Here is a 13,278-nt window from a genome sequence, read left to right as displayed (position 1 = left end):
TTGTGTTAGACTGAGTGGCTGTTTATTGTACAATTTAGTGTGGTTTTTATTCTGAATAGTTTTCATGTAGCTGTTTAGTTTCTGGACACTTAGCTAATACCCAGCTAAACATATACAGAGAGAGAGTATCATCAAGGAAGGATGGGTTAATTGGATGGTTTTTTTATGGACGCGCAGATGACATCCCAAGTATTGCAACATTCAGCTGTTTTTTGTCAGGTATGCCCTCAAAGTGTGCGTTTGGGTAGGGCTATATCTGATACCACCGATTGGAATACTGTTTCAGTCAAACGCTTAGATGAGTTATTGGCGGTTCTGGATAGTAATCCAGCCGATGTGCTGGTATTGCCTTTAGGTGATAATCCGACACAATCACTTGAATTACTTGCAAAAGTAGTTGAAAAACATCCTAGTGTTATTCGAGTAGTTTTATCTGGTTATTTAACGCCTTTGCAAACCGCAAGAGTATCTGAGTTGGCGCATCACTCGTTATCTTTAGACTGTAGTCCAGATGAGCTGATCGAGGATATATCCAACAGTATTCATATAGCAGGATTGATCAATAAACCGGCAGTAAAAAATTACATTACCTCGTTACAAACCCTGCCAGTATTGCCGGATGTGTACGATAAGTTAAATAAAGCGTTAAGCTCTGAGCGCTCAAATGCCCGTGAAATTGCACAAATACTCGAGCAAGATCCAGTGATGACTGCTAAAATCATGCAGTGGGTTAATTCAGCCTTTTTTGGTCTAAGTCGTGATATTAATAGAATTCAGGAAGCGGTAACTATTCTTGGTGTCAGAATGATTCGTGATTTGGTACTGACATCCCATCTATTTGATGCTTATCCGCAAACCGATGTTTGGAAAAGCTTTTCGTTTAAACAGATTCATCAGCGTTCGATGGCCGTCGCTCGTGCTGCTCAACATATAGCGCGTTCAGTGAAAGCTGACCGTCATGTGCAAGCCCAAGCATTTTTAGCCGGTTTACTGCATGATTTTGGCATTTTAGTTCTCGCCAGTCAGAACCCTGCCGAATATCATCGAATCATTAGTAAAGCGAGTTTAATGGACCAGCCGGTTTATGCAATTGAGAAGCTCGAGTTAGGTGTTACTCATGCAGAAGCGGGCGCGTATATGCTTGCCTTATGGAAGCTGCCTCCTAAAGTAGTTGAGGCTGTATTATTCCACCATTTTCCCAAAGCTAACCCTGAAAATGGTTTTACACCATTAACTGCTGTCCATGTGGCGGATGCGTTATTACCACCTGCCACAAGTGTTGTGGGTTGTGATATGTCCAGTCGTTTGAGTATGGATTATATCAAGCGAATTGGGATGGAGACGGAACTAGATCATTGGCAGTTAATTACAGCCGATTATCAGGCACAAGTTGGATTTGTTTAATCCTGCTGCTTCCTATTTTTAATGTTTTGCCTGAGACTTGCATACTGTTAAAATGCGCCCACTTTTTCGTGAGCGCATTTTTTTGTGCTTAGTTAGTACTTATTTTTAGAGGCACGCATGTCAATCTCTGTTGTCGCACCTGAGCTATATGAAACTCAACTCGCTGATAAAAAAGCAGGGGTTATTAAGCTGTTTTCCTGTTTTGATCTACCTGATATTGAGGTTTATGAATCGCCGCGTAGTCACTACCGTATGCGTTGTGAATTTCGTGTTTGGCACGAAGAGGATGATCTTTTCTATGTGATGTTTGAAAAGGGCAACAATAGCGTACGTATTCGTATAGATCATTGCCCCATGGTCGCTAAGCGTATTCACGATATGATGTTTAAGTTGCTTGAAGAGATACGTCCAAGTGAAGTGCTGCGACGTAAGCTATTCCAAATCGATTTTTTAAGCACGTTAAGTGGCGAGCTATTAGTCACACTACTCTATCACCGCCCTTTAGCCGACGACTGGATTGAAGAAGCTAAAAAACTTAAAGAGAAATTTAATATTCAGTTAGTAGGACGCTCTCGAAAAGCAAAAATCTTGCTGGATCAGGATTTTGTGATAGAGACGTTGGATATCAATGGTCGAGATTATATATACAAGCAGGTAGAAAATAGTTTTAGCCAGCCGAACGGCGAAGTTTGTCGTCATATGATCAAATGGGCCCTTGATGCGACCCAAGGGGCTGGAGGTGATATGGTCGAGCTATATTGCGGTAATGGTAATTTTACTTTGCCGATGGCTCAAAACTTTCGCCGTGTCGTAGCGACTGAAATTTCAAAAACCTCTGTTCGTGCTGCTCAATATAATATTGAGGCTAATGGTATTGAAAATGTAGATGTTGTTCGTATTAGTTCGGAGGAATTTTCCCAAGTTCTAAGTGGTGCGGTGGAAAAGCGTCGAACTAAAGATCTTGGCTTGGATCGTTGTGATTTTACAACGGTATTGGTTGATCCGCCTCGCTCAGGTTTGGATGATGAAACGGTTAAGCAAGTACAGTCCTATGAAAATATTCTCTATATATCCTGCAACCCTGAAACATTGAAGTTAAATCTGGAAACCTTGACTCAGACCCATGAGTTAAAGCGTTTTGCTATTTTCGATCAATTTCCCTATACCGAGCATTTAGAGTGTGGTGTCTATCTTACACGCAAATAGTAGGCAGACTTAGAGCACAACCCATTAGGTTGCAATATACGATACTTTTCCAATTAAAAGCCGGTTTTTAGCCGGCTTTTTATATAGTTCTCTACAGCGGGAGCCGTTCATATGATTCTCAAGTCATAAGTGGTTCTTTATTCCCATAAAACTGTCGTAATTCCTTGATCTAAGTATGGTAAGCACCGTAGCATGAGTTTGGAATAGGCTGGAGCATCCCATGAAAGAGCTATTAAAGTTAAACGGATTTTTTGCATTTATATGCGTCGCATTTATTAATGCCTTTGTCGACCTTGGTCATAAAATAATTATTCAAAATACGCTCTTTAAGGCCTATGACGGTGATTTACAGATACTGTTGACCGCCGTGGTTAATGGTTTGATCTTACTTCCCTTTATTTTGCTTTTTACCCCGTCGGGATTCTTAGCTGATAAGTACCCTAAAAATAAGGTGATGCAGCTATCTGCGTGGGGCGGCGTTGTTATTACTTTGTTAATCACAACCTGTTACTACTTAGGGCTTTTTATCCCTGCTTTTGGGCTGACTTTTGTACTTGCGCTGCAAAGTGCTTTTTACTCGCCCGCTAAATACGGATATATAAAAGAATTAGTCGGCGCGAATAACCTGAGCGAAGGTAATAGCTGGGTTCAGGCGGTGACTATGGTCGCCATTTTAAGTGGTATTGTTGTTTTCTCACTACTATTTGAATTGAGTTTGGATGGCGCGGTACAGCTTTCACCGGAAGAGAGTTTAATGTCATGCGCACCCCTAGGTTGGCTTTTAGTTGCTGGTGCGGTTGTTGAACTCTATTTAGCGTATCAGCTGCCTGAACTACAGAAAACCGATAAGAAAGCGGTTTTTGATACTAAGGCTTATCTAACGGGTCGAGCTTTAAAACGCAACCTTGGCTTACTTAAAAGCAAACGTCCTATCTGGTTGTCGATTATTGGACTATCTATTTTTTGGTCAATTAGTCAGGTGATGCTGGCCGTCTTTCCTGCGTTTGCCGAAGAACATATGGATCAACATAATACCTTCGTGATTCAAGGCATCATGGCGTTTGCAGGTATAGGGATAATGCTGGGCTCTATCTTGGCTGGGCGGTTTTCTAAACACTATATCAATGTCGGTTTAATTCCTGTTGGGGCTGTGGGTGTTGCGGGTGGGCTGATTCTTTTGCCTCAGCTTGATTCTATGCTTATGCAGGCGGTTGTCTTCTTTTCGATTGGCCTATTTGGCGCATTAATGTGTGTGCCATTAAATGCATTAGTACAGTTTCATGCAGGTGAAACTGAAACTGGACGGGTATTGGCGGGTAGTAATTTTATTCAGAACCTTATGATGCTGAGTTTCTTGTCTCTAACGGTGCTATTTGCGTGGAACAGTATTGATGGACTCTGGTTGCTTTGGTTACTGGCCGCGTTGGGGGTTGGGGGAGCTATCTATGCGATTGTCACCTTGCCTCAGGCATTTATCAAAGTCTTAGTAATGCTTTTGTTTCGCCGGAAATATAATCTTCAGGTACTAGGTTTTGAAAACTTACCTGAAGCGGGTAAAGGGACGTTGCTATTAGGTAATCATATTAGCTGGTTAGATTGGGCAATGATCCAGATGGCCTGTCCTCGCCATATTCATTTTGTCATGGAGCGCAGTATATATGAGCGCTGGTACCTCCGTTGGTTCTTAGATCTATTTAAAGTAATCCCTATCTCTCAGGGTAAAAGCCGCCAAGCGCTTGAACAGGTACGTGAGTTAATTAGTAGTGGCGAAGTCGTGTGCTTGTTCCCTGAAGGCGCGATCAGCCATATAGGACAGCTAGGTGAGTTTAGACGCGGTTTCGAGAAAGCCTGTGAGGGTGCGGACGGCGTCATTGTACCTTTCTATATGCGTGGATTGTGGGGAAGTCGCTTCTCCCGCTCGACCGATAAAATGAAAACCATCCGCCGTAACGGTTCTAAACGAGATGTCATAGTCGCTTATGGTCAGCCAATGTCGATTGATAGTTGTGCTGCTGAGGTTAAGCAAAAGGTGTTTGAGTTATCCATTCGCACCTGGGAGCAATATACAGAAACCCTTGAAACACTTCCAAGTGCCTTTGTTCGTAGCATGAAAAATGCCGATGGTGGTTATGCGATAGCCGATGTGGATGGTGGGCCGCTGAGTCACCGGAAGTTATTAACTGCCACGGCTTTGTTTAGAAAAAGAATGGTACGAACAGAAGGGAATAATATTGGTTTGTTGGTGCCAACGTCGAGTGCTGGTGCTATCGCTAATATGGCTGCGTTAATGGCAGGAAAAACCGTAGTGAATATGAACTTTACTGCACCTGTAAACTCTCTGAAATCCGCGCTAGAGCAAGCGGATGTAAAGACTATTGTTACCTCGCGTCGGTTTGTGATTAAGCTGAAAGCACGTGGCGCCGATCTATCTGAGTTATTTGAGGGACGAGATCTGTTGTATATGGAAGATATTAAAGAACAGATCAGTAAAACTGAAGGACTACTAACTTTAGGGTTAGTATCGCTGATGCCGACTTCATGGTTACAATTTTGGTTGTGTCATAAAGCACATGTGGATCAAACAGCGGCCATACTATTTTCTTCCGGTAGTGAGGGGGCGCCTAAGGGTGTGATGTTAAGTCATCGGAATATCATGGGAAATCTTCGTCAAACGGCTGATGTTCTCAATGTACGTGAAGATGATTGTATTATGGCTACTTTGCCTTTATTTCATGCGTTTGGCCTAACGGTAACTTGTTTTATGCCATTGATTGAGGGAATGCCGGTTGTTTGCCATCCCGATCCAACTGATGCGCCTAAAATAGGTAAAGGTGTAGCACGTTATAAAGCAACATTGATGTGTGCCACCTCCACCTTTTTGCGTTTATATACACGGAATAAGCGGGTTCACCCACTTATGTTCCAGTCGCTTCGAGCTGTAGTGGCCGGTGCAGAGAAACTTGATTCTGCTGTACGAGAGGGATTCGAGAAAAAATACCATGTACCTGTTGTCGAAGGTTATGGCTCTACAGAAACCACTCCTGTCGCAAGTACTAATTTACCTGATGCTTTAGATACAGACTGGTGGACAGTACAGGTGGGAAACAAACCCGGTACGGTTGGTATGGCCTTACCCGGCTCGACTTTCCGTATAGTGGACCCGGAAACCTTAGATGAACTCCCTATAGGTGAAGATGGGTTGATTTTGATTGGGGGTACTCAAATCATGCAGGGCTATTTAAATAATCCAGAAAAAACAGCCGAAGTGGTTGTCGAGATGGATGGAATTCGTTGGTATAAAAGTGGCGATAAAGGCCATTTAGATGAAGATGGATTCTTAACTATTGTCGATCGCTATAGTCGTTTCGCTAAGTTGGGTGGGGAGATGGTGAGTCTTACTGCGATAGAGGGCGAGGTGCGTCGTATATTAGAGCTGACAGAACAGCCTTTGGTCGCGGTGAATCTGCCTGACTTGAAAAAGGGTGAGAAGGTGATTCTTCTCATCGAAGAGATCGATGTTGATGATGTGCGGGACCGTTTAGTGAAAGGTGGAATGGCGCCGATGATGATACCGTCAGATGTCTATAATGTTGAGGCCGTCCCTGTTTTAGGCAGTGGTAAAACAAACTTTAGTGCGGCCCGAGAGATGGCGGAGGCTATGGCTCGCCCCGCATAAACAAAGCGGCGAACATACTTCGTTTTAGTAGGTATTGCTTAGTTTTATATAATTCCTAGTAATCTACTTGGTTATTATGGGTTATACTGTGAGTCTATATAATTAGAAGGTCATAATGAGTTTTTTTAAACAGTTTTTTAACCGACATTCTAAAGCTCAGAAAGCGGAGAGAACCGTGTCAAATATTGAATCTAAAGTCACTGACTTATTAGCGGAAATCGATGATCCGTTGATGGGGACGGATCTTATTACTGCGCACCATGTTAAAGAAGTGTCTCTAACCTCTGGTAAATTAGTTATTGCCATTGAGTTTGTTTATCCAAGTGAAGGTGTTGCAGCAACTTTTAAACAACGCATCAGTGAAAAAATGTTGGCCTTGGATGAGGTGTCTGAATGTGAGGTGATCTTGAGTCATCAGATTGCCTCCAATCAAGGGCAAAACCAGCTTCCTTCGATGTCAGGTGTTAAGAATGTTATTGCTATCGCTTCAGGTAAAGGGGGTGTTGGTAAATCGACCACGGCGGTTAACTTAGCGCTGGCGATGGCTGCTGAGGGTGCAAAAGTAGGTGTTCTTGATGCTGATATTTATGGCCCAAGCCAAGGCATGATGCTCGGTGTAGACGAGGGAGTTCGCCCTTCTCAACATGATGAGAAGCATTTTAACCCTATTGAAGCGCATGGCTTACAGTCGATGTCGATGAGTTATCTAATCGAAGATAATACGGCGATGGTATGGCGAGGCCCAATGGCGGCAGGTGCGTTACAGCAGTTGTTAACGCAAACACGCTGGCATGATCTTGATTACCTGTTTATTGATATGCCACCTGGCACCGGTGATATTCAGTTGACGTTATCGCAAAAGGTACCGGTTGCGGGGGCGGTTATCGTAACAACGCCGCAGGATATTGCTTTGCTGGATGCGAAAAAAGGGATAGAGATGTTCCGTAAAGTCGATATTGATGTACTCGGGGTCATTGAAAATATGAGTACTCATATATGCAGCAACTGTGGCCATACTGAAGCGATCTTTGGCGATGGCGGTGGGAAAGAGATTGCAGAGCTCTACGATACGGAACTCTTAGGTCAATTACCATTAGCCTTATCTATTCGTCAGCAAGTTGATTCAGGAACACCTACCGTAGCCGCTGATCCTGAAGGGGAATATGCGCTAATCTATCGGGAGGTTGCTCGTAAGTTAGCAGTAAGGTTGGCTACAAAAAATACTAGCCATGTTGCCGTGCCTACCATTGTTGTTTCTGACGATTAATGTCTGTTCTGCAGGTTAAGATCGGCGTTTTTTTGAATGTTTATGGCTTGATTGAGATCAAAAAATAACCAGTTATTTTGTTAGTCTTTAAAATATTGTCTACACTGATAGTTCGACGATTAGACGGATCATATAAAAATAAATGAGGGATGTTGTTATGGATTATAGAGAGACAGCAGATATTAGAGAGATACAGGTAAAGCCTTCAGCACCTTCCCGTAGTGATATGGCGAGAGAGCTTCGAAAACAAGCTGATAGCTTGAGAGATGAAGGCAATACAGCGGCAGAGTTCTGGCTTGCTGATCAATATGAAAAGACGGCTAACCTGCTAAATTAATTTTATTTAATTAGATATTGTTAATAAATAAAATAAACGACCCCTAGAGGGTCGTTTTTTATATGTGGCTCGTGTGATTGATCTTTGTTCATCTCTATTAAAAAAGGTACAATATGCGGCTAGAAAATTATTAACTACTGGATAGGCCAATATGGGCATTAAAGCTGATCGTTGGATTCGTCGTATGGCGGAAGAGAAGGATATGATTTCACCTTTTGAACCGGGTCAGGTTCGTGAGGTTAATGGATCACGTATCGTCTCTTATGGAACATCTAGTTACGGCTATGATGTACGTTGTGCGAATGAGTTTAAAATTTTCACCAACATCAACTCATCCATTGTCGATCCTAAAGATTTTGATGACGGTAGTTTTGTCGATGTTCAATCGGATGTTTGTATTATCCCGCCAAACTCATTCGCGTTAGCGCGAACTGTTGAGTATTTCAAAATCCCTCGCGATGTATTAACCATCTGTTTAGGCAAAAGCACTTATGCCCGTTGCGGTATTATTGTTAATGTCACGCCATTGGAGCCTGAGTGGGAAGGCCATGTAACGTTAGAGTTTTCTAATACCACCCCGCTACCTGCAAAAATTTATGCCAACGAAGGGGTTGCTCAAATGCTGTTTCTTCAGGGAAGTGAGGTTTGTGAAACCTCATATAAAGATCGCGATGGTAAGTATCAGGGTCAGACTGGTGTTGTGGTTCCTCGTACTTAACTTTGACTGTATCTATAAATGATTTTAAAGCACGAAAAAATTAGTTTATTTTGGGACCAGCTCCAAGAAACCATTGAGCAACTTCTATCGAGTAGAAGTGATGATCGTTTTGAGGCGGAGCCGTTACTAAAGCAATACCGTGAGCAATTACAAAAGATTGATAGCAACCTGACGTTTCATTTTCAGAGCGATGAGGATGAAGAGGGGGCTTTAGAGATGGTTTTTGGTTGTGATGGCTTTCCTGAATCAATCCATTCTGTGTTAAGTGTCATAGGCGCAGCGCCAGAATTGACCGGAATAGAATTTAAGGCCTTTAATAATCGCTACGACCCTATTCCATTATCGGTGAATATTGGCGATGAGTTCTGCGAAATTCATGATTTTTGGTGTCGTGTAAATGTTGTAAATAATCGCATGCACTTAGAGATCTATTTGGAAAATGCGCCAAAAGTTTTGGACATGGATCCTAGGGTAGAAGCGGTTATGATCTATCTAGATGCATTGATTGGTGAGTATGAGCTGATGACTCGTGTGTGGGCGCTGGATTGGTTTGAAATACCTAAATCGCCTGAAGATTATGGTTTAACTAAGTTGGTTGATTTACGTGATTATTTTGACGAAGTTAAACAAGGTGCATCTCCTATAGGGATTACGTTACATTAATCTATTTCGAGACCAACGATAAATGTGAAGTGCTGACGCAGTTTGATCATTAGTAATGAGCTTCTGCGTCTTAGTTTCTCAGTTGTCTGAGAGAATATAAACACTGCCTTCTTCATCTTCAGTTTGTTTTTCGCCCGCTTTGAATAAAGTACGCATTTGTTTCCCTTCCTTGTCTTTTTTAGTTGCTTCCTAAGTAACAATCGACCATTGTTTTATTAATCTTAGCTTTTTAAGTTAAATTTTTATCATTTTCTTGGAATTAGGCGTTATATGAGCGGATTGCTAACAGCTTTACTCGAAGAGGTTCGTATTGAGTATATATCGCGTATGCAGGCTACTGCTTGTAATGAGCCTTATTTAACTGCTGAGCGTTTATGTCATGAGCGGCTCTTTCTTGATGCAGACTTTTTAGCTGAAATTATAGAGCAGGATCCAACACTTCTCGCAGCTCGTGCTGGTGATTTTATTATGAATAAACAGGCGAGCGAAAATCCCTCCGTTGGAATTATTGTTTGTAGCAATATTTTGGCGGCTGCTTTAGAGGGCTTATTAGCTGTTGCTGTAGATCGTGAATGGCTGGAAACTGATGATAAAGGGCATATTTTAGTTGATGATGAAGAGTTGCTAAAGGATAGTCAGTATCCGATTAATATTGATTACAGCCAGTCAGAAACGGCAAAGCGTAATATTAGTATGGGAGGGGCGAGTAAGCTGTCTCAGATATTTTCTGCCGCAGAGTCCGAATATCTAGACTCATTGCAGCAAAGTACGCGTGACCTCGATCCTTATCAGCGGGCGCTTGATATATCATCTAGTTATTCAGTGTTTGCACCAGAAGATATCTCCCCGCTTGTTGCCGAGAATCCAATGCTGCTTGGTTTAAGGCCTGAAGATATGATGGATGAAGATCTGTTTGATGGTGATCCTCCAGCAGGTTTGATTATTAGTGCCCACTTAACCCAGATGTTGCTCCAGCATATGCTTGAGTTAGGCGTAGAGCAGGGTGTGCTAGTGCTGGATAGTAGTGGTCATATTATTGTGCCTGATGCACCTAAAGCCCCACCGACTATCCATTAAGAACTTAGTAGACAGCTTTATAGTATATCGAAATCGATTTTGTTTTCCGCTACATGGAATAGAGATGCAACAACTTGGCGATCATAACGCTTACCTGCATCTTTGAGAATGATCGCTAATGCCGTTTCTACTGGTAAGCTCTCTCTATAGGCTCTAGGACTAATCATAGCGACAAAATCGTTTACTGTTGTAAGTATTCGCGAGTTGAGTAAGAGTTCATCACCAGATATTCCGTTAGAGCCAGAGCCGTCTAAGTATTCATGTTTCTGGAGTATTGTTTCTAATACCGGCCCGTCAAATTCAATATTTTGTAGTATTTCACGAGTATGTTGGACCTCATTTTGGACAACTTCTCTCTCTTGATCTGTTAAAGGCTCTGTTTTTGTTAACAGGCTCTGGGGGATAGATAGTTTCCCTAAATTACAAAGGTTTGCTGCAATTTCAAGAGAGGCTCGGTCATTTTCCTCAAGCGCCATAGCGTCAGCAACCGCAAGTGCTATTTTGGCGGTTTTTTGCGAATGGTTGGCTGAATAAGGGTCATGTAGGTCAATCGCGTTCATCAACGATTGCATGATCTGACGAAGTAGCTGAGTTTGTCGCTTTTGATGCTCTTCAATTAAAGTAATATCGTGGAAGTGGAGCATTACCGATGCTGTGTCACCGTAGAGCATAGGCACTAAGCTAATTACAAAAGTACTGAGGGTTCCTTGGAGTTCTAATGATCTTTTATAAGATCCATCTTTTTGACTTTCAAAACATTCTTCTATCAAAGGGGACAGTTGTTCAGCGTAATGGCTCCCTAGTACGGAGTTTAGGTTTTTGCCTTCACTATCGTCAGGGTTAATTGAAACTTTACTGGCTAGTGCATGGTTGATAAATACAAGGTTAATATCATTATCAACAATCATGACCATATCGGTCACATTGTTATTAATCGCATCAAGCAGGCTTGTTTTTTCTTTTAAGGCTAGAGCGGTGGTTCGCAACTCTTCGTTTGACTTCTGCTCCTTCAAAAGGTGTCCGTACCAACCTGCAGCGACTAGCATTGCTAACAGCGCGAGTGTGCCAAGCACTAACATCATTTGTAGGTTTGCTTGTTCCTCTGCGCTTTGCCCTAGGGCATCGTTACGGTCTACTTTAATAATGAGTTTAAGGTTTGTGCTGGCAATATTCCGGCTAACAGCTAATACATCTATGCCTCGATAATCTTTCGCCTGAATGAATTGTCCTGGCGCATTGAAGGCAAGCGCTGCTGCACTTTGTCCATTCATCGGAATGACTTTTGTCAATGCTGAGCTTTTATCTTGGCGTAGAGGGCTTGCGTAAACTAAGCCTTCGTCTTTTTGTTGTAGTAGTGCAGATTCTAGGGATTGTAGCTCGACACTATAATTACGGAGCAAGCTGTAGAGTTCTTTTTCAGCATTTTTTATCCCGACTAAATAACCAATGATCTTTCCTTCAGCGCCAAATTGCGGCAGCCCAGTGATAGCGCTAACAAAGGCGATTTGACTTGTTTGGTTTTCATTCATCCATATGCGGGTGGCAGAGACTACTCCCGCTGATAAATCGGATTTAATAGTGTCGTGAATTTCGTTATTAATAGGGGCTAAGCCCGGGGTAGCAGCAATGGGTTTTAAATTAGCGTCGTACAGGGCAAGGGAGCTATTTGCGATAATCCGAAGATTGGCGTTTACACTACTTCTCATTTTATCAGTATAACCTTCACGGTTAGCGGCTGCGATAATAAGGTTTCTAAGGTAATCAATTTGTGCCGTTTTCTCTTGTTCGGCTGATGTTTTACCTGTTAATCGTTGAAGGTATAACCGAACGGAATTGTTATCTGCAATCTCTTTAAGAGGGGCTTCTGTAGAAAACATCCACCTTGTTACGCTTAAGCTTTGATTATCAGCGAGCGCCGATAAGGTTGTTTGCCAGTGCTGGACACTCTGGGTTTGTTGATTCTCAGTGAAACGGTTGATTAACAGCATACATATCATAAAGATAAGTGTGAGGCTGATAACGCCAGTGGTTAAAATACGTTTCATGCTGATAATCCAAAGTGTGTGAGTAAATTATTTTATGCTAGCTAGATACTAGCAGTAATCTTAATAAACCGGCATATGTAGCCACCAGCGTTTTTCATTAACTGTATAAAGAGGGGTGTAATGTTTGATGCTTCGATGGGAAATAACTTGTCGACTTTGATTGTCTAGAATTAATTCATCACCACCATATTTTACCGCTAACACCGCGTGGCCAATGCGTAAGTTGGTATCTTGTAATACCACTATGCGTAGCTCGTCGTTGCTAAAGCCTAATAGTCGTAAGGAGAAAAATTTAGTTAACGAGTAATCTTCGCAATCGCCACTACGAGATAGAAACTCTCTTACCACTGCCCAGTAATCCTCTTTTCCGTAATTATCAATATCTTGAATATAAGGTTGGCGGTTTGCATATTGATTTACCCGTTCGAGTTGCTGCCTTTTTGGAAGTCCTTTGATGCTATTAAGAAAATTATACCAAGGCTTTAAATTACATAAGCCTGATTCTCTGCATATCTGTTCTGGTGTATCTTCTCTTAAGTGTCGTTCCATATAGCTGAGCCAATCGGGCAACTCACTTAATGAGCGCTGCGGTAGTTCTTGTGAACCAAAAAGGCCTGCATAGGTCGGGGATGACCATGTTAAGGGGATTAATAAAATGACTCCAATTATTAGGAGTGAATAGGACGCTCTCATCAACAGCGATCTCAATATATATGCAGATTGTGTAAGCATATCTAACTAGGCCAAAAATTCCACTGTTCATATTTTAAACTTTGTGAAGTGGCCAATAAGTGAGGATGCGAATATCGTTTGGGTTGTGTTCTTTATGATCTGTACAGATAGTCTTGAAATGTACTAATAAGATGAAAAAAATACAATTTGTTT

At 42.0% G+C, this 13,278-nt stretch carries 10 protein-coding genes; 8 read left to right on the top strand and 2 right to left on the bottom strand.

What is annotated here, in order from left to right:
* The first annotated feature begins 165 nt into the window (after window positions 1-165).
* From Q4492_RS02215 to Q4492_RS02180, 8 genes are all read left to right on the top strand, one after another.
* Complete coding sequence (locus Q4492_RS02215; protein WP_303415608.1) at window positions 166-1,404, top strand: HDOD domain-containing protein; 1,239 nt, start codon at window positions 166-168, stop codon at window positions 1,402-1,404.
* Between the two features lie 117 nt (window positions 1,405-1,521).
* Complete coding sequence (gene trmA, locus Q4492_RS02210) at window positions 1,522-2,610, top strand: tRNA (uridine(54)-C5)-methyltransferase TrmA (RefSeq protein ID WP_303415607.1); 1,089 nt, start codon at window positions 1,522-1,524, stop codon at window positions 2,608-2,610.
* Window positions 2,611-2,830: 220 nt separating this feature from the next.
* The gene (locus Q4492_RS02205) at window positions 2,831-6,286 is read left to right on the top strand and encodes an acyl-[ACP]--phospholipid O-acyltransferase (protein WP_303415606.1); all 3,456 of its coding nucleotides are present in this window, start codon (window positions 2,831-2,833) and stop codon (window positions 6,284-6,286) included.
* A 115-nt stretch (window positions 6,287-6,401) separates the two neighbouring features.
* Window positions 6,402-7,553: an iron-sulfur cluster carrier protein ApbC gene (apbC, locus tag Q4492_RS02200; RefSeq protein WP_303415605.1), complete on the top strand. Its 1,152-nt coding sequence runs from the start codon at window positions 6,402-6,404 to the stop codon at window positions 7,551-7,553.
* A gap of 157 nt (window positions 7,554-7,710) precedes the next feature.
* A complete protein-coding gene (locus tag Q4492_RS02195) occupies window positions 7,711-7,890 on the top strand; it encodes a hypothetical protein (RefSeq protein ID WP_067866407.1) in 180 nt (59 codons plus the stop codon).
* 151 nt (window positions 7,891-8,041) lie between these two features.
* Window positions 8,042-8,608, top strand: coding sequence for a dCTP deaminase (gene dcd, locus Q4492_RS02190; protein WP_067866405.1), 567 nt, complete (start codon window positions 8,042-8,044; stop codon window positions 8,606-8,608).
* Window positions 8,609-8,626: 18 nt separating this feature from the next.
* Complete coding sequence (locus Q4492_RS02185; RefSeq protein WP_303415604.1) at window positions 8,627-9,271, top strand: hypothetical protein; 645 nt, start codon at window positions 8,627-8,629, stop codon at window positions 9,269-9,271.
* Between the two features lie 270 nt (window positions 9,272-9,541).
* Window positions 9,542-10,348, top strand: a complete 807-nt coding sequence (locus Q4492_RS02180) for a hypothetical protein (RefSeq protein ID WP_303415603.1) — start codon at window positions 9,542-9,544, stop codon at window positions 10,346-10,348.
* 17 nt (window positions 10,349-10,365) lie between these two features.
* Here Q4492_RS02180 and Q4492_RS02175 read toward each other — a convergent pair whose 3' ends face one another.
* Together Q4492_RS02175 and Q4492_RS02170 are read right to left on the bottom strand one after the other, a co-directional pair.
* Window positions 10,366-12,393, bottom strand: coding sequence for an HD domain-containing phosphohydrolase (locus Q4492_RS02175; protein WP_303415602.1), 2,028 nt, complete (start codon window positions 12,391-12,393; stop codon window positions 10,366-10,368).
* Between the two features lie 60 nt (window positions 12,394-12,453).
* Window positions 12,454-13,086 (bottom strand): transglutaminase-like cysteine peptidase, encoded by a 633-nt coding sequence (locus Q4492_RS02170; protein WP_303415601.1) that lies wholly within the window; start codon window positions 13,084-13,086, stop codon window positions 12,454-12,456.
* Window positions 13,087-13,278: the final 192 nt, after the last annotated feature.

Origin of the sequence: Neptuniibacter sp. 1_MG-2023, from assembly GCF_030547185.1 — a bacterium.
Lineage (GTDB): Bacteria > Pseudomonadota > Gammaproteobacteria > Pseudomonadales > Balneatricaceae > Neptuniibacter.
The sequence above is the reverse complement of the archived record's forward strand: the minus strand, read 5'-3'. Positions and strand labels throughout refer to the sequence as shown.